This window comes from uncultured Merdimonas sp. (assembly GCF_963929015.1).
Taxonomy (GTDB): Bacteria; Bacillota; Clostridia; order Lachnospirales; family Lachnospiraceae; genus Merdimonas.
In genome coordinates, this window is record NZ_CAWVHE010000001.1 from 1 (window position 1) to 16,528 (window position 16,528).

General features: G+C 50.1%; 14 protein-coding genes and 3 pseudogenes. 4 read left to right on the forward strand and 13 right to left on the reverse strand.

The features are described from left to right. The 4 genes and pseudogenes from ABGT54_RS00005 to ABGT54_RS00020 form a co-directional block, all read right to left on the reverse strand. Nucleotides 1–1,098 (reverse strand): annotated as a pseudogene (locus ABGT54_RS00005) (Na+/H+ antiporter NhaC family protein); the annotation flags it as partial. A gap of 31 nt (nt 1,099–1,129) precedes the next feature. Further along, nucleotides 1,130–1,623, reverse strand: a pseudogene (locus tag ABGT54_RS00010) (3-isopropylmalate dehydratase small subunit). Continuing rightward, nucleotides 1,620–2,904: pseudogene (gene leuC / locus ABGT54_RS00015) on the reverse strand (3-isopropylmalate dehydratase large subunit). Before leuC ends, ABGT54_RS00010 begins: the two co-directional pseudogenes overlap by 4 nt. Nucleotides 2,905–3,019: 115 nt before the next feature. Beyond that, nucleotides 3,020–3,862 (reverse strand): hypothetical protein, encoded by an 843-nt coding sequence (locus ABGT54_RS00020; RefSeq protein ID WP_346662275.1) that lies wholly within the window; start codon nt 3,860–3,862, stop codon nt 3,020–3,022. Nucleotides 3,863–3,996: 134 nt separating this feature from the next. Between ABGT54_RS00020 and ABGT54_RS00025 the strand changes: the two genes are divergently transcribed. Together ABGT54_RS00025 and feoB are read left to right on the forward strand one after the other, a co-directional pair. Next, nucleotides 3,997–4,230: a FeoA family protein gene (locus ABGT54_RS00025; protein WP_346662276.1), complete on the forward strand. Its 234-nt coding sequence runs from the start codon at nt 3,997–3,999 to the stop codon at nt 4,228–4,230. Then, nucleotides 4,223–6,265 carry a ferrous iron transport protein B gene (gene feoB / locus ABGT54_RS00030; RefSeq protein WP_346662277.1) on the forward strand — a complete coding sequence of 681 codons (2,043 nt, stop codon included), beginning with the start codon at nt 4,223–4,225 and terminating at the stop codon, nt 6,263–6,265. The genes ABGT54_RS00025 and feoB overlap by 8 nt, the downstream gene beginning before the upstream one ends. Before the next feature lie 87 nt (nt 6,266–6,352). Here the strand turns inward: feoB and ABGT54_RS00035 are convergent, their stop codons facing one another. The 9 genes from ABGT54_RS00035 to cysK all read right to left on the reverse strand — a co-directional run bounded on the left by ABGT54_RS00035 (nt 6,353) and on the right by cysK (nt 14,642). Continuing rightward, on the reverse strand, nt 6,353–7,183 hold the full coding sequence (locus tag ABGT54_RS00035) for a PHP domain-containing protein (RefSeq protein ID WP_346662278.1): 831 nt from the start codon (nt 7,181–7,183) through the stop codon (nt 6,353–6,355). 90 nt (nt 7,184–7,273) lie between these two features. Beyond that, nucleotides 7,274–8,878 (reverse strand): phosphoenolpyruvate carboxykinase (ATP), encoded by a 1,605-nt coding sequence (gene pckA / locus ABGT54_RS00040; RefSeq protein ID WP_346662279.1) that lies wholly within the window; start codon nt 8,876–8,878, stop codon nt 7,274–7,276. 103 nt (nt 8,879–8,981) lie between these two features. Beyond that, the gene (locus ABGT54_RS00045) at nt 8,982–9,716 is read right to left on the reverse strand and encodes a hypothetical protein (RefSeq protein WP_346662280.1); all 735 of its coding nucleotides are present in this window, start codon (nt 9,714–9,716) and stop codon (nt 8,982–8,984) included. 164 nt (nt 9,717–9,880) lie between these two features. Further along, nucleotides 9,881–10,345 (reverse strand): DUF6465 family protein, encoded by a 465-nt coding sequence (locus tag ABGT54_RS00050; protein WP_346662281.1) that lies wholly within the window; start codon nt 10,343–10,345, stop codon nt 9,881–9,883. A gap of 81 nt (nt 10,346–10,426) precedes the next feature. Next, on the reverse strand, nt 10,427–11,278 hold the full coding sequence (locus ABGT54_RS00055) for a putative manganese transporter (RefSeq protein WP_346662282.1): 852 nt from the start codon (nt 11,276–11,278) through the stop codon (nt 10,427–10,429). 57 nt (nt 11,279–11,335) lie between these two features. Continuing rightward, nucleotides 11,336–12,919: an AarF/UbiB family protein gene (locus ABGT54_RS00060; RefSeq protein WP_346662283.1), complete on the reverse strand. Its 1,584-nt coding sequence runs from the start codon at nt 12,917–12,919 to the stop codon at nt 11,336–11,338. Further along, nucleotides 12,912–13,238, reverse strand: coding sequence for a phasin family protein (locus tag ABGT54_RS00065; protein ID WP_346662284.1), 327 nt, complete (start codon nt 13,236–13,238; stop codon nt 12,912–12,914). Before ABGT54_RS00065 ends, ABGT54_RS00060 begins: the two co-directional genes overlap by 8 nt. 64 nt (nt 13,239–13,302) lie before the next feature. After that, entirely contained in the window at nt 13,303–13,692 is a 390-nt protein-coding gene (locus ABGT54_RS00070; RefSeq protein ID WP_346662285.1) for a diacylglycerol kinase family protein, read from the reverse strand. Nucleotides 13,693–13,712: 20 nt separating this feature from the next. Then, on the reverse strand, nt 13,713–14,642 hold the full coding sequence (cysK, locus tag ABGT54_RS00075) for a cysteine synthase A (RefSeq protein ID WP_204907733.1): 930 nt from the start codon (nt 14,640–14,642) through the stop codon (nt 13,713–13,715). A 255-nt stretch (nt 14,643–14,897) separates the two neighbouring features. Here cysK and ABGT54_RS00080 point away from each other — a divergent pair, with 255 nt between their 5' ends. Both ABGT54_RS00080 and ABGT54_RS00085 read left to right on the forward strand, forming a co-directional pair. Continuing rightward, nucleotides 14,898–15,218 carry a multidrug efflux SMR transporter gene (locus tag ABGT54_RS00080; protein WP_346662286.1) on the forward strand — a complete coding sequence of 107 codons (321 nt, stop codon included), beginning with the start codon at nt 14,898–14,900 and terminating at the stop codon, nt 15,216–15,218. A 136-nt stretch (nt 15,219–15,354) separates the two neighbouring features. Continuing rightward, the gene (locus ABGT54_RS00085; RefSeq protein ID WP_346662287.1) at nt 15,355–16,515 is read left to right on the forward strand and encodes a flavodoxin domain-containing protein; all 1,161 of its coding nucleotides are present in this window, start codon (nt 15,355–15,357) and stop codon (nt 16,513–16,515) included. Nucleotides 16,516–16,528 lie beyond the last annotated feature (13 nt).

Genomic DNA, 16,528 nt, shown 5'->3' on the forward strand with positions numbered 1-16,528 from the left:
ACACTAGATCGCGTGTTCCCACTGATCTCCTTTGCGATCGGCCCTGCCATCACGATCGCCACCGTGTTGATTGGCCGTACACAGATCCACCAGAGAAGGGCAAGTCCGGCAATCCCGGCTTCCGCGCCTCTCCGGCCGCGGATACGTCTGCGGATCAGATCCAGGATAAACTGGATCCCGCCATATTCTCTTACCAGAGACACAATACACGCCACAACGATAGAGATGACCGTAATATCATACAATCCCTGTTACACCGTCGCCCACAGCGATAAACATTTCCCCTGCGGCCAGACTGCCCGTGCCCACGCCAATGACCAGGGAAAGCACTGTTCCTGTGACCAGGACCACAAACACGTTAATCCCGATCAGCGCCCCTACCAGCACCACCAGATAGGGGATCACCTGCAGCACATGATAGGGCAGCTCCTCGGTCATCTGAAAACTTCCGTTTCTGGTTACTGCCCAGAAAATGACGATAGTAAGGATCGCTGCCGGCAGCACGATCTTAAAATTTTCCCGGAACTTGTCCATTCATCTCGCACCCCCTGGGTCTTCACGCCGCCGCAATGGTGGTGTCCGAGATCATGGGACAGATTGTCGCCAAACATAGCGCCGCAGACTACCGCTCCGATGCAGATCGCCATGGCAAATCCGGTCTTCTCGCTGATCCCTGCCGCAATCGGCGCAAGAGCCGCAATGGTTCCCATCGAAGTTCCCATGGAAACCGATATAAAGCAGCCGATCACAAAGAGCCCCACCACCGCGATGTGGGCAGGCAGGACAGACAATCCCAGATTCACGGTGCTGTCCACGCCGCCGGCAGCAGTTACTGCCCCGGAGAAGGCCCCGGCGCTTAAAAAGATCAGGCTCATGGTGATGGATATTTTCATCGCCTACGCCTTTGGATATGATCGCGATCTTTTCCTGGAATCCCAGTTCCCGGTGCTGCAAAAATGCCGCCAGCAAAGCGATCAGAAATGCGACGATGGCCGGCATGGCGTAGAAGTCTCCGGTTACGATCCCTGATCCCAGAAAAATCACCAGAAATATACCGATCGGCAGCAGCGCCGCCGCATTTCCTTTTTGCTCCCTCATACCATTACCCTCTTTTATCTCTTATTTTATCTTACTTTTTCTTACTGTTCGTATAATTTACCAGACCGCCTGCAGCGATCAGGCTTCTGCATAAATTCCGGGAAGGCCTGTCCCTGATACTCGGTTCCTTTGGTACGGTCATAGATCCTGCCGCTGTCAAAATCTACTTCCACCTCATCGCCGGCCTCGATCCCTTTTGCCGCCTCCGGACATTCAATGATAGGAAGGCCGATGTTGATCGCATTGCGATAGAAGATTCTTGCAAAGGTCTCTGCGATGATACAGCTTACCCCTGCCGTTTTGAGGCACAGAGGCGCATGCTCTCTGGAAGAGCCGCAGCCGAAATTTTTATTTGCCACGATTGATATCTCCGGGCTGCACCTTCTTTACGAAATCCGGATCAATATCCACCATGGCATGACTTGCCAGTTCTTTTGCATCAAAAGAATTTAAGTATCTTGCCGGAATGATCACATCTGTATCTACATTGTCTCCATATTTAAATACATGTCCTGCCGCTCTCATGATCTGTCACCTACTTTCTCCGGATTTGCAAATATAACCTGCGATCGCGCTCTGCAGCCGCCACTTCCGGTGACGCAAGATAGATCAGGGAATCCACATGGCCCATACGGCCGACAAAGTTACGGTTGGTGGTAGACACGCATTTCTCTCCTGCGGCCCATGACTCCCATATGGCCTCCCATACAGGGCCCGCAGCTTGGCGTAGTCACCGCACAACCTGCGTCCACAAAAATGTCTACCAGACCTTCGTCCACACACTGCTTATAAATCTTCTGGGTTGCGGGAACAACCATAACGCGTACATCCCTGTGCACTGTATGGCCTTTCAGGATGGCCGCTGCCTTACGCATGTCTTCCATTCTTCCGGTTGGTACAGGAACCGATCACCACCTGGTCGATCTTGATGGGTTCCATTGCCTCCACCTCGTCGATGGTCTTTGCATTGCCCGGAAGATGCGGGAATGCCACGGTCGGACGGACTTCGGAAAGATCCACGGTGATCACTTCATCGTAAGGAGCGTCTGCATCCGCCTCGTAAATGGTATACGGCTTCCTGGAATGCTCTTTGATATAGGCAAGGGCCGTTTCATCCACCGGGAAGATCCCGTTCTTTGCCCCGGCTTCGATCGCCATATTTGCCATGGTAAACCGGTCGTCCATAGACAGGTGTGCGATGCCGTCCCCCGTAAATTCCATGGAACGGTACAGGGCTCCATCCACGCCGATCTTTCCGATAATATGGATGATAATGTCTTTTCCGCTGACATATTTCCCCGGCTTTCCGGTCAGGACAAATTTGATGGCGCTTGGCACCTTAAACCAGATCTCTCCGGTGGCCATGCCGGTAGCCACGTCCGTTGTTCCCATACCTGTGGAAAACGCTCCCAGCGCTCCATAGGTACAGGGTGTGAGAATCCGCGCCGATGATGCACTCGCCTGCTGTCACCACGCCGGCCTCCGGAAGGATCGCATGTTCCACGCCGGATTTTCCCCATGCTCAAAATACCAGGAAAGCCCCTGTTCCTTTGCATATTCCCGGATCGCCTTTGAATTCTCCGCAGATTTGATATCCTTGTTGGGCGTAAAATGATCCGGCACAAACACCACTTTATCTTTATCAAATACATGATCCGACATCTGGCGGATGATGGGCAGGGCCATAGGCCCGGTAATATCATTTGCCATCACAATATCTAACTTCGCTTCGATCAGCTGGCCCGCCTCCACATGGTCAAGACCTGCATGAGCCGCCAGAATCTTCTGCGTCATTGTCATTCCCATTTCGACAACCTCCTCTTTTTCTTAGTCTTACTGGATATTTTAACACATTCAAATAAGCCGGCGCAAGAAAGTTCGTCCAATAAAATCGCCGTGCCTGTCTGACGCATCCCTTTGTCTATCGCTCCTGACGGATTCTTTCCCTTATCCGCTCCAGAAGCTCTTTGTGACGCCTGGACTGTATCCCCGGGAATGCCCGCACCAGACGTCTGCCATCCCGCAGCGTCCGCTCTGCAAGAGCCCGGTATCTTGCCTTAAGTTCTTCTGCCTGAAGGATCCGCTCCTGCGCCTGACGGAAATGCTCTTCCGCCTGATCTTTTCGCTCTTCTACCGCAGCATCCAGTTTCTCGTGCAACTCTATAGTATCCATCACATTTTCATAGATATTTTCTCCCATGTATCCGGACAGCTTCCGAAGATCAGCGGCAATCTTATCCAGCGCATCCAGCTGCCGGTTCCACTTAAGGATCCCGTTCACAGTTACCGCAAGATCAGCTCCAAGTCCGCAGCACATCAGAAGAAGCAGGATCATTCCCGGCAGTTTCGGCAAAAACGCCACCAGATCTTCCACCGCCGGATGGATAACCTTTACGATCGCCACGCAGGCCGCGCCCCACACCAGCGAAAAAGGCAGACATACATACCCTCCGATATTCAGCGGCATCCCCGTATAATCCCACCACTTATGATGAAACAGCCGGTCCAGCGCCCATCCGGTCAGCCCCTCCATGACTGTAGTCAGAACTGCCGATGCCAGATAAAGCAAAAGCAGACGGTCGTGAAACGGCTCCAGAAGCACCGCCACCGTCACCACGCCCGCCCCGTAGATCGGACAAAGCGGGCCGTTTAAGAATCCCCGGTTTACAAACTTTCGCTCCTTTACCGCGGCAAACGCAACTTCCGCACACCATCCAAGTATCGCATAGATAAAGAAATATAATCCGGTCTCGTAGATACTCATTTTTCTTCCTCTCTGTCTGTATTTTCTGTTTGTAAACTAGAGTATACTTCACAATTGATATCCCCGTCAATTAGTGCTATAATCATTTTGCTAATGATAAATGTTATCAATAATGCACAGGAGATGTACGATATATGACGTTAAAACAAGGAAAAAGCAATCAGACCTACCGTGTCAGCTCCATCCACACTTCCCTTGACCTGGAACGCCGTCTGGAGGCACTGGGGCTGACCGAAGGATCTTTGATCACCATTCTTAACAATGATAAAAAAGGCGCTCTGACCGCCCGGTTCCGGGGTACACGATTTGCACTGGGACGCAATATTGCAGAAAACATCCTGGTCTCGGAGGTGGATAGCCATGAATAAGATCATCCATGTAGGCTTCATCGGCAATCCAAACTGCGGGAAAACCACTCTTTTCAACGCATTTACCGGCGCCAACTTAAAGGTCGCCAACTGGCCGGGCGTCACAGTCGAAAAAAAGGAAGGAACCGCTCACTATAACGGTCAGGAATTCCGGCTTATTGATCTTCCCGGCATCTACAGCCTGACCTCCTATTCTATGGAAGAAACGGTTTCCAGAGAGTGCATCCTAAGCGACGAGGTGGATGTGATCGTCGACGTCATCGACGCTTCCAGCCTGGAGCGCAACCTCTATCTGACGCTGCAGCTTCTGGAACTTGGAAAACCGGTGGTTCTGGCGCTGAATATGATGGATATTGTGGAAGAACGGGGGATGGAGATCGACCTGCACCGTCTTCCGGAAATGCTGGGGGTTCCGGCTATTCCGGTATCTGCCAGAAAGAAAACAGGTCTTTCCATCCTGATGCACGCCGTGGCGCACCACAGCGAGCTCCAGACCCAGGGACCTCTGATCCACCACCATCCGGGCATGCACTCCTCCCACCGCCATGACCACCATGCGGAATACGCCATGGTCTATTCAGACGAAATCGAGGACAAGATTGACGCGATTATCGTCCGGCTGAAAGAATCATATCCGGATCTTCATAACAAGCGCTGGCATGCCATCAAATATCTGGAAGCGGACGAAGCAGTGATGAAGCAATACCCGATTGATCTTACGGGGATTGCAGATCGAAGCTACGAGAAAGAGATCATCAATGAAAAATATGATTTTATCGAAGAAGTGATCGGCGAAATCCTGGTAAATAAATCCCGGAAAGCCGCAGTTACCGATCAGGTGGATCATTTTTTGACTCACCGCTTCCTGGGCCTTCCTATTTTTCTGGCAATCATGGCTCTGGTCTTCTTTCTGACCTTTGCCATTGGAGACTGGCTGAAAGGATATTTTGAACTTCTTCTGGAAATGTTCTCCGCAACAGTGGGAAATTTCCTCACAGCCTTCCATGTAAACGACATGCTCCAGTCCCTGATCCTGGACGGTATTATCTCGGGCGTAGGCGGTATCCTTACTTTCCTCCCCAACATATTTATCCTCTTTCTGGCCCTTGCCATCCTGGAAGACAGCGGATACATGTCCCGGGTTGCCTTTGTCATGGACGATATTATGAGTAAACTTGGTCTTTCCGGCCGGGCCTTCCTGCCCCTTTTACTTGGATTTGGATGCTCTGTGCCAGCAGTTATGGCTTCCCGCACCCTGGAGGATCCCAAAGACCGGTTTAAAACAGTTCTTGTTACGCCCTTTATGTCCTGCAGCGCAAGACTTCCGATCTATGTACTGTTTTCTTCCCTGTTTTTCGGGAAACAGGCCATGCTGGTCTGTTATTCCCTCTATTTGCTGGGAATCCTTGTGGCGATCGCAACCGCCTTTGTTCTGTCAAAGCTTGACGGCAGCAAAGCCTCTCACGCTCTTTTGATCGAACTTCCGGAGTATAAATCGCCCAATGCCCGTACCATCGCCATTTATGTATGGCAGAAGGTAAAAGATTACCTGACCAAGGCCGGCACCGTCATCTTTGTAGCGTCTGTGATCCTGTGGGCGATCCTGAACTTTGGTCCGTCCGGATATGTAACAGACATTACCCAGAGCTTCGGCGCTATGATCGGAAAAGCGGCCGTGCCTTTATTCCGTCCGACCGGTCTTGGCTACTGGCAGATCATCGTGGCACTGATTTCCGGCATTGCCGCAAAGGAGGTAGTCGTATCCAGCTGCAGCGTCCTCTTCGGCATCCAGAACCTCACTACCGCCCACGGAATGTCGGCCATGTCCGCCACATTAACAGCCATGGGCTTTGGCGCAGCCAACGCTTACGCACTCATGGTCTTCTGCCTGCTGTACATCCCATGCACTGCCACCATCGGCACCATGCACCGGGAGCTGAAAAGCTGGAAAACAACCCTTGGCATCATCCTCTTTCAGTTGGGCATAGCCTGGGTTATGAGCGCACTCATCTATCATATCATTCTGCTGTTTTAGCAGTCGGGTACACCCTGAAATTCATTTTGGGACACCCTGAAACGCAATTTGGGACGTAGACCTTTGCAAAAGGTCTACGTCCCAAATTTATTCGTGCAGATGTTTCTGCAGATACGGAATCTCGATCGGATCAATCGGCGACGGCGGATTTTCTACCTCTCCTTTTACTTTTCGCTTTCTTCTCCGCAACAGTTCTCCGCCTTTATTGTAGAACCAGAAGGAATAGGTCAAAAGCTTTCCTGCCTTTCCCATTTTTTCTCTGGTGGTCTTTCCATAATAGACGCCGCCTGCCTCAATGGGCGCTTTCCTGCGAATCAGCGAGATCAGTTCTGTTTCGCAAGTAACGTATTCCGGAAGGATGGTGTACCCCTTGGACACACATTCGATTTTGTGCGCGTCGCTTCCGCCAATCCCCGGCTTTTTATACTTCTGCGCCACTTTCATGGCGCAGGCATTAGAATCTTCCTGCTCGCAGGCGTTAAATACTTCTATAAAATCAAAACGTTTTATAATTTCCGGAGACTGATAATACTTTTTGGTATTGGTAAAGCTTAAGTATTTTTCTCCGCAGGGATGGGCCGGACCCAGGATCCCTCCATGCCGGTGAACGAAATCTATGAGCGCCGTCACCGGCAGTCCCCGAAGCTCCAGGAGACGCATTTTCACCCCTTCAGGCATGATGCAGATAATATGGCCGCCGTCACAGGTATCGTATTCGATCCCTTTAAGCACCACAAAATCTTCATGTACCTTCCCTTTCATATTATACTTCCAGTGACGGTATCCTTTATAAGTGTCGTGATCCGTGATCAGCATCCCGTCAAATCCATGCTCTTTCAGCTTTGTAATGTATTCATCCAGTGATACTTTGCTGTCGGGTGAGCCTTCCTTAATGTGACAATGCATATCCAGCTTCATAGGTATGCCTCCTTTTCGATCAAGATAGAAACCGATCTGATAAATCATAAGCGGGGCAAAAATCCCCGGCATAAAGCCGGGGAAATATTTTTATTCCTGCGGGCCTGCGGCAACCAGCGCTTTACCAAGCTCATTGGTCTCATATTTCTTGAAGTTCTTCCGGAATCTTGCCGCAAGATCCTTCGCCTTTGTCTCCCACTCTGCCGCATCAGCATAGGTATCGCGGGGATCAAGGATGGCAGGATCAACGCCCGGAAGCTCTGTCGGCACTTCAAAATTGAAATATGGGATCTTCTTGGTCGGTGCGGTCAGGATCGCGCCATTGAGGATCGCATCAATAATGCCTCTGGTATCTTTAATGGAAATACGCTTGCCGCTTCCATTCCATCCGGTATTCACCAGATATGCTTTCGCTCCGCTTGCTTTCATTCTCTTTACCAGTTCCTCCGCATATTTGGTCGGATGCAGTTCCAGGAAGGCCTGTCCGAAACAAGCAGAAAACGTGGGAGTAGGCTCTGTGATGCCGCGCTCTGTTCCTGCCAGTTTTGCAGTAAATCCGGACAGGAAATAATACTCTGTCTGCTCCGGAGTCAGTACAGATACCGGAGGAAGTACGCCAAACGCATCTGCGGACAGGAAGATCACATTCTTCGCTGCCGGAGCTGCGGATACCGGACGCACGATTTTTTCAATATGATCGATCGGATAAGAAACACGGGTATTCTCTGTCACGCTCTTATCATGAAAGTCAATATGTCCTTCTGCGTCAAGCGTTACATTCTCAAGAAGCGCATTTCTCTTAATCGCGTTATAAATATCCGGCTCTGAATCCTTGTCAAGGTCAATCACCTTGGCATAGCAGCCTCCCTCAAAGTTAAATACACCGTTATCATCCCATCCGTGTTCGTCGTCGCCGATCAGCAGTCTCTTCGGATCTGTGGAAAGCGTAGTCTTGCCAGTTCCGGAAAGTCCGAAGAAAATAGCGGTGTTCTCACCATTCATATCAGTATTGGCAGAGCAGTGCATAGAAGCGATGCCCTTCAGCGGCAGATAGTAGTTCATCATAGAGAACATACCTTTCTTCATCTCACCGCCGTACCATGTGTTTACGATCACCTGCTCGCGGCTGGTAATATTAAACATTGCGGCTGTCTCGGAACGCAGTCCCAGTTCTTTGTAATTTTCCACCTTTGCCTTGGAGGCATTATAAACCACAAAATCCGGTTCAAAGTTCTCCAGTTCTTCTTCGGTCGGACGGATAAACATATTTTTTACGAAGTGAGCCTGCCATGCCACTTCCATAATAAAACGGATCGCCATACGAGTATCTTTGTTTGCGCCGCAGAACGCGTCGACAACAAACAGACGCTTGCCTGAAAGTTCTTCCAGGGCGATCTTTTTTACCGCATCCCAGGCTTCCAGGGTCGCCGGATGATTATCATTGGGATACTCTTCCGTCGGCCACCATACCGTGTCTCTGGAATTCTCGTCCATGACAATATACTTGTCTTTGGGGGAACGGCCTGTATAAATTCCGGTCATAACATTGACTGCGCCCAGCTCGCTGACCTGTCCCTTGTCAAAACCTTCCAGCTCCGGGCTGGTCTCCTCCGCAAACAGCATTTCGTAAGAAGGATTGTGAACAATTTCTGTTGTTCCGGTGATACCGTACTTTGTTAAATCGATCTTTGACATGATTCGCTCTACCTCTTTCTTTCTTTATTATAGTTTTAATCCGTTCACATTATACAGGATAATTGACAAAAAATCAACAAGCAAACTCTCATTTTGCAAGTTTTTAATCTTCATCCTGCAAATCATCATCTTCGTCATCATCTAACATGTGACGCGCTTTTTCCACTTCAGACTCCATAGAATCAAGCTCTTTGACCTTTTTTGAGTAATTCTTTTCCTTCTTCCCGACCTTCCTGGAATGCATCATAAATTGAACAATTATTCCTGCCACCGCAATAACTGCGCCAATTCCAACGCCGATCCATCCGTTATCGGCAAAACCTGCCAGGAGGCCGATATTGGTTCCTGCCGCCAGGCCGCCTGCCAGTCCGGACACCACCATCACAAATGGCTCCACAAAAATCACCGCAAGGATCGCAAGCACCAACGCCACTGCCAGAACTACCACCAGAAGGATGGAAGACGACGGCTGAAGGAAGGCTATCCCGATGCTAAACACTTGCGCCAGCACCAGAAAAAACACACCGATCCGGTAGATAAACCAGGAAAGGATTCCCAGGATAAACCCGCCGACGATCACTACGCCTGCAAAAACAAGACCCTCCAGTCCGGCCACAAGGGCAATCACGCCTCCGATCGCCGCTCCAAGGAAGAATCCGATCAGCGCCCCCAGAAACTTCACCAGCTTCAGTCCAAAAAAGCAGATCAGAATCCCTACAACAATCGCTGCAGCTGCCGCCCCAAGACTTACGGCCGCATCGCCTCCAGTAAGGAAATCAAGCTGACGGCTGTCCACCAGCTGGTTCACCTGTTCCTGAATATGTTTGAATTGTTCCATTTTTCATGTTCTCCTTTGTCCCTTATTCTTACATTGCTTTTCTATACCCCAGCCTTTATTACTTTACTATTATACCAATAAAACACGGATCAGTAAAGATACGGCCGCAGAGTTTCCCATGAAAAAAGGGCGCCTTCCAAAAAGGCGCCCAGTTCTTTGTGCCATTAGAATAAAGCGACGGCTCCTGTGTCAATCCCGTTGATCACATAATATACCGCACTTTCTTCCGGCTTGATGTACAGATCCATGGTCTTGATATCTCCGACTTTTCTTCCGGATTTTGTCCATGCTTTCTTCACATTTGCAACAATGGTCTTTTCGTCCATCTGCTGTCCATAGTACTCTACAATCGCATTTACTTTAATTTCTTTTTTGGCCGCCGTCTTCTTTGCTGCCGTTTTCTTTTCCGCAGTTTTTGCCGGTGCTTTCTTTTCTGCCGCTGGCTTTGCTTCGGTTGTCTTCACCGGTTTTACTTCTGCTGTCTTTACTTCGGTTGTCTTTGCCGGCTCTGCCTTTACCGGCGCTGCCTTTGCCGCGGGAGTCTTAGCTGGCTCTGCCTTTACTGCAGCCTTTGTTACAGTCTGTGTTTTCTTGGTTTCTGTACTTACACTTGCTTTCTTTGTAGCCATGATAATTCCTCCTCATTTGCCAGGCCTTTTCACCTGACCATGAAATATTATAACACATTCTAATAAAAAAGCAATTGTGAATCAATTGACAAACTGCAACAACAATCCTGCAACAACTGCGGTCAAATACAGCATAATCATGATTTTTCCATTTTCTTTCCGATTCTGGTTCACCTTAAAGAGGACAAGAAGACCCGCTCCTGCCCCGGTGCAAAGTCCTGCCACCACAGACGCAAACGAAATGGCCTGTTCCAGATACAGTTCCGTCAGGATCACAGATGCCGCGCAGTTGGGGATCAGCCCGATCAGCGCCGCGATCAGAGGCTGAAAAACCGTGTCTCCAAGCAGGAATCGGGAAAGCCCCTGGATGCCAAAGATTTCCACACAAAAGTCCAGGATCCAGGTGAACAAAAACAAATACATAAACAACCGGAAGGTATGTCTTAAGGCTGGAAGAAGGATCCTGCCATGGCCGTCATGACATCCGCAGTGTTCACACAGGATCCCTGCTTTTTTCTTTTCCTCCGGCCTCTCCTTCAGAAAAAACAGATCCGCCGCATATCCTCCTGCGATGGCGATCACCACCTTAGCCGCCAGAAGTTTTCCCACCACAGCGGCCGAATCCGGATTTCCCAGAATGATAAGGACCGCCTCGTCGGAAGTGGCAAGAAACACCGCCAGCAGAGTTCCTGCAGAGATTACGCCTCCTGCGTACAGATTCGCCGCCATCACAGAAAAGCCGCACTGGGGCACACATCCTGCCGCCGCGCCTGCCACCGGTCCTGCTTTTCCTACTTTTTCCATGATCTTCGCCGTGTGCTTCCCCGAATAATGTTCCAGTCCTTCTATCAGCAAAAAAGCAGCAAATAAAAACGGCAGCATTCGCAGACAATCTGCGAATGCATGCGCTAACGTGTGAACAATAATTTCCATCCAAATCCTTTCCAGTCTACATTTACAGGCTCCTTTTTTCCGGAAGACAAAAGCCTTTTACTTCCGGGAAAAAATATGTTTTAAAAACACATACATGACAATACAGAATGCAATCACATAGCCAAAGGCTCCAAGCGCCGGAATACCCATGATCTTTGGCTTCATATCTGTGGTACAGATGATGCTCGAACTGATCAGAAGGGCCATCACCCACAGTCCCATCACGATATTGCGGACCAGTCTGCGAAGCAGCCTCTCCAGTTCAATTGATGCGTGCAGATCCAGATTGATCTTGGTCTGTCCCTTCATATAACCATGCAGCATATCAGACAGAAGCGCAGGGATATCCAGCGCCTTATGTACGGAACGAAACAGGGTTTTCCCGGTATTCTTAAGTTCCTTCTTCCAGTCTCTGTTCATCAGATACCGGCCTGCCATCCTGCGCGAAGCAATCTCGATCATATTAATATCCGGAGCAATGTCTGCCAGCACGCCTTCCATATGAGTCAGCCCCCTGGCCAGCATAGTCAGCCCGTGAGGCATGATAATCTTATTTTCCTTCATGACCTCCATCAGATCCATCATCACTTCAGCGATGTCAATCTGTCCCAGATCCAGCGCGCCATATCTGCTCATCAGGCCGCTGATCCCTTCGTACAATACACTGGGATCCGGTCTCTCTTTGAATTCTCCAAGCTCCATGACTACGTCCTGGATCACACCGATATCATTAAGAGCAATCCCTTCCACCGCTTTTCCGATCAGCTCCCGGTCCCGGTCCGTAAGCCTGCCCATCATGCCCATGTCCATCCAGACGATCTTACCTTCTTTAACCTTTACATTTCCCGGGTGTGGATCTGCGTGAAAGAACCCGTCCTCCATCACCTGCTTGATATAATTATCCACAAGTTTGCTGCCGATCTCTTTCAGGTCATAGCCGTTCTCTGTCAGATATTCTTTGTCATTGATCCCGCAACCCTCCACATATTCCATCACCAGCACCTGCATGGTGGTGTATTCGTGATAAACTTTCGGAGTATCCACATAAGCCACATCCTGGTTATTTTTCCGGAACTCTTCCATATTGGCCGCTTCCGTCAGGAAGTTCATCTCCTCCCTGGTCACACTCCACAGCTCATCCAGGACCATGTTCAGATCCACCATCCCCTTAATGCTCACCGGCGGCACCAGCTTTACCGCCTTGTGAAGAAGAGCAATGTCTCTGGCCATAGTGGCATAGATACCTTTTCTTTGCACCTTCACCACCACAGGACTTCCGTCCAGCAGAACCGCCCGGTGCACCTGTGCAATGGACGCAGAACCAAGAGGTGTCTCATCAATCTCCAGAAACACCTCTGTAAACGGCTGCCCGTAAGCGGACGCGATCACTTCCGCCACCTCTGTAAAAGGCATGGGAGCCACATCATAACATAAATGCATCAGTTCATCGCAATATCGTTTCGGGAGAACATCTGAGTGCATGGACATGATCTGGCCGATCTTAATAAAAGTAGGGCCCAGATCTTCCAGGATCATCCGCAGTTTCTCAGGCGTCACGCCTTTGGTGATATTATGCTTCCGGAGAACTGCAGTAATCTCTCTTAGTCTCCCTGTCTGCTCTGCAGACGGCTCTCTACTCATCCGTATTTTCTTCCCTGCTTCCTTCTTCTTTTGCCAGGATCCGTTCTTTTAAGCGGGCAATCTGTTCCGGTGTCATCTCATCCAGCAGCGTATCCAGATCTTCCGGTGAAGACGCTTTTACCGAAACATTGACCTTCTCCTTCATGGTCTTTTTGATATTATGCTTCAGTTCTTCATTGAGTGCTTTGCCCTGCTCGACCGTAAGCTCTCCTTTTTTTACCATTTCATCCAGCAGTTCCTTTGACTTTTCCCCTGTCACGGCAACTGCCCCGATTCCGGCAAGAAGCACTTTCTTAATGTTATCTCCAAAGTTTTCCATCTCATCTTCTCCTTTCTGATGTTCCTGTATGGACCTTATCCTTTACATCATTTCCAAAAACCGATTATTTTATCCACAGGACTTCTGCAAACGCGGCCACTTTCGGCAGAAAAATGATGCAGCCAATGACCGCCGCCATAATGGCCGCGATCAGCACCGCCCCTGCCGCCGTATCTTTGGCGATCTTGGCCAGAGGCTTTCGCTCCTCCGTTACCAGATCCACCACCGCTTCCACCGCCGTATTCACCAGCTCCAGCGCCATCACCAGTCCGAAAAGGACCAGGCAGATACACCACTCTGTGGCAGAAAGCCCCAGAACCGTGCCGAAAAACACCACCAGGATCATGGCCGCCGTGTGGATCTGCATGTTGCGTTCCTTGCGGATCCCGGTCAGGATTCCTTCAAAGGCATAGCCAAAGGTCCTGCGAAGCGGCGGTTTTTTCTCTCGTTTCATATCCGTCACCTTAACTTTCCCTACGCGTCAAACAGCTCGGTAGAAAAATAGCGTTCTGCCGTATCCGGCAGGATGGTAACCACCGTCTTGCCCTTCCCCAGCTTCTTTGCCATCCGAAGGGCCGCCGCCACATTGGTGCCGCCGGTGATGCCGCACATCAGACCTTCCTTTGCCGCCAGCTCTCTTGCCGTTGCAAGCGCCTCCTCATCGGTCACGATCACGATGTCCTGGTACACATCCTGATGCAGGATCTTTGGGATCACGCCGTCTCCGATCCCCATCTGGATATGGCTTCCCACTTCCTTACCTGAGAGGATCGCCGCATGCTCCGGTTCGATCGCCCAGATCAGGATATCCGGATTTTGCTCCCGCAAAGCCTCGCCCACGCCGGTGATGGTGCCGCCGGTGCCAATACCGGAGCAGAATCCGTGGATCGGCTTTCCTGCCTGCTTTAAAATTTCCTGTCCGGTCTGTTCCCTGTGCGCCTGGCTGTTGGCCTCATTTTCAAACTGCTGCGGCACAAAGACATTCGGATCGTCTTTCGCCATCTGAAGGGCCGTCTGCATACACTTCTCAATGCACGCGCCGATATTTCCCTCGTCATGGATCAGCACCACTTCCGCCCCATAATTCTTCACCAGCTTCCGCCGTTCCTCACTGACAGAATCCGGCATAATGATCCGGGTCTTATATCCTTTCACCGCGCCGATCAGCGCAAGGCCGATCCCCTGGTTACCGCTTGTCGGCTCCACGATGATCGTATCCGGCCCGATCCTGCCGTCCTTCTCGGCCGCCTGGATCATATTCAGGGCCGTACGGGTCTTCACAGAACCGCCGATATTCACCGCCTCAAACTTCACCAGCACTTCCGCATCCTCAGGATCTGTCATCCGGTTCAGCCGGATCAGGGGTGTATTTCCTACAGCTTCCAAAACGTCGTGATATATCATAGTCTTACCTTCCTTACTGAAAAAATACTTTTTAACACGTTGCTTCTTCCTAAAATAATAGACCAAATCATTGACAAAGGCAATTCCATTTGTTAAATTATATTCGAAAAGTTCACAAATGGTTATTTGCCGCCGGGTAATCCAAGCGCTTGCTCTGTATCGTTAGGCCATAGAAGATACAGTCCAGACGCTTTTTCTTTTTGCAAAATACATGCTCCCGGCAGGCTTTTCTGCCATCTGAAAGGAGAAAAAAATATGGAATGGTTTTATCTTGTCATCGCCGGAGGACTGGAGGTCTTCTGGTCCACCTGTCTGAAATTTTCCGAGGGATTTACTGTCCTGAAATTCACGATCCTCACCGTGATCGGCATGATCTTCAGCTTTGTGTTTCTCTCCCAGGCCACCAAAGTCCTGCCCCTGGGCACCTCTTATGCCATCTGGACCGGCATCGGAGCCCTGGGCGCTGTGATCGTAGGAATCCTGCTGTTTAAAGAATCCGTTTCCCCGATCCGGCTCTTCTTCGTGGCTCTTTTGCTCATCGGCATCATTGGGCTCAAAGCCACATCCAGCAGTTAAACCGGAATAAAACCGACTTCTGTAATAAATTGTTTCAAATAATATACTTGGTTTTCCGGCATTTATCGCCTATAATGTTAGCAGAAACTATTCTGAATGTTATTTTTATAAATATAATGAAGGGAGATCTTACGATATGATTTCAATCACAGACGCCATCCGCTATGCAGGAGTCAACGACCACCAGATAGACCTCTTTGAAGGACAGTATCCCGTTCCCAATGGAATGGCCTACAACTCCTATGTGATCCTGGATGAAAAGACCGCAGTCATGGACACCGTAGATATCCACTTTACAGAAGAATGGCTGAAAAATATAGCCGAAGCACTCGGCGGACGCAAACCCGACTATCTGGTGATCCAGCACATGGAGCCGGACCACTCCGCCAGCATCGAGGCCTTCTTAAAGGTTTATCCGGATACCACCGTAGTGGCAACCGCCAAAGCATTTGCCATGATCGGCCAGTTCTTTGACCTGGATCTGGAAGGCAGAAAACTGGTGGCAGAAAACGGCGCTTCCCTGTCTCTGGGTTCCCATGAACTCCACTTCGTCTTTGCACCCATGGTACACTGGCCAGAGGTTATGATGACCTATGAAAGCACTGACAAAGTCCTCTTCTCTGCAGACGGATTCGGTAAATTCGGTGCCCTGGACACAGAAGAAGACTGGGACTGCGAAGCCAGACGCTACTATATCGGTATCGTAGGCAAATACGGCGCGCAGGTACAGAACGTATTAAAGAAAGCCGCAGACCTGGACATCCAGATTATCTGCCCGCTCCACGGACCGGTATTAAAGGAAAATCTCACTCATTATCTGGAGAAATACGACATCTGGTCCTCCTACCGGGCAGAGTCCGAAGGCGTCATGATCGCCTATACCTCCGTATACGGCCACACCAAAGCTGCTGTAGAACTTCTGGCGGACAAGCTGAAGGAAAAGGGCTGCCCCAAGGTTGTGGTATGCGACCTGGCAAGAGACGAGATGACCGAAGCGGTAGAAGACGCTTTCCGCTACGGCAAACTGGTGCTTGCCACCACCACCTACAATGCCGACATCTTCCCGTTCATGAAGCACTTTATCGATCACCTGACCGAACGCAACTACCAGAACCGCACCATCGGCCTGATCGAGAACGGCTCCTGGGCGCCTCTGGCTAACAAGATCATGAAAGGGAAATTCGAAAAGAGCAAAAACATCACCTGGCTGGAGACAGAAGTCACCATCAAATCCGCTCTGAACGCTGAAAGCAGCGGACAGATCGAAGCCATGGCAGACGAACTGTGCCGGGGATAATCCAAAAAAGCCT

What these genes read in the sequence shown, in the direction of transcription:
- ABGT54_RS00045 (WP_346662280.1), bottom strand. Translation starts at nt 9,716, where the DNA reads ATGGAACAATTCAAACATATTCAGGAACAGGTGAACCAGCTGGTGGAC.
- ABGT54_RS00035 (WP_346662278.1), bottom strand. Translation starts at nt 7,183, where the DNA reads ATGAAGCTGGATATGCATTGTCACATTAAGGAAGGCTCACCCGACAGC.
- feoB (WP_346662277.1), top strand. Translation starts at nt 4,223, where the DNA reads ATGAATAAGATCATCCATGTAGGCTTCATCGGCAATCCAAACTGCGGG.
- cysK (WP_204907733.1), bottom strand. Translation starts at nt 14,642, where the DNA reads ATGATATATCACGACGTTTTGGAAGCTGTAGGAAATACACCCCTGATC.
- ABGT54_RS00050 (WP_346662281.1), bottom strand. Translation starts at nt 10,345, where the DNA reads ATGGCTACAAAGAAAGCAAGTGTAAGTACAGAAACCAAGAAAACACAG.
- ABGT54_RS00085 (WP_346662287.1), top strand. Translation starts at nt 15,355, where the DNA reads ATGATTTCAATCACAGACGCCATCCGCTATGCAGGAGTCAACGACCAC.
- ABGT54_RS00055 (WP_346662282.1), bottom strand. Translation starts at nt 11,278, where the DNA reads ATGGAAATTATTGTTCACACGTTAGCGCATGCATTCGCAGATTGTCTG.
- ABGT54_RS00065 (WP_346662284.1), bottom strand. Translation starts at nt 13,238, where the DNA reads ATGGAAAACTTTGGAGATAACATTAAGAAAGTGCTTCTTGCCGGAATC.
- ABGT54_RS00080 (WP_346662286.1), top strand. Translation starts at nt 14,898, where the DNA reads ATGGAATGGTTTTATCTTGTCATCGCCGGAGGACTGGAGGTCTTCTGG.
- ABGT54_RS00060 (WP_346662283.1), bottom strand. Translation starts at nt 12,919, where the DNA reads ATGAGTAGAGAGCCGTCTGCAGAGCAGACAGGGAGACTAAGAGAGATT.
- ABGT54_RS00070 (WP_346662285.1), bottom strand. Translation starts at nt 13,692, where the DNA reads ATGAAACGAGAGAAAAAACCGCCGCTTCGCAGGACCTTTGGCTATGCC.
- ABGT54_RS00025 (WP_346662276.1), top strand. Translation starts at nt 3,997, where the DNA reads ATGACGTTAAAACAAGGAAAAAGCAATCAGACCTACCGTGTCAGCTCC.
- pckA (WP_346662279.1), bottom strand. Translation starts at nt 8,878, where the DNA reads ATGTCAAAGATCGATTTAACAAAGTACGGTATCACCGGAACAACAGAA.
- ABGT54_RS00020 (WP_346662275.1), bottom strand. Translation starts at nt 3,862, where the DNA reads ATGAGTATCTACGAGACCGGATTATATTTCTTTATCTATGCGATACTT.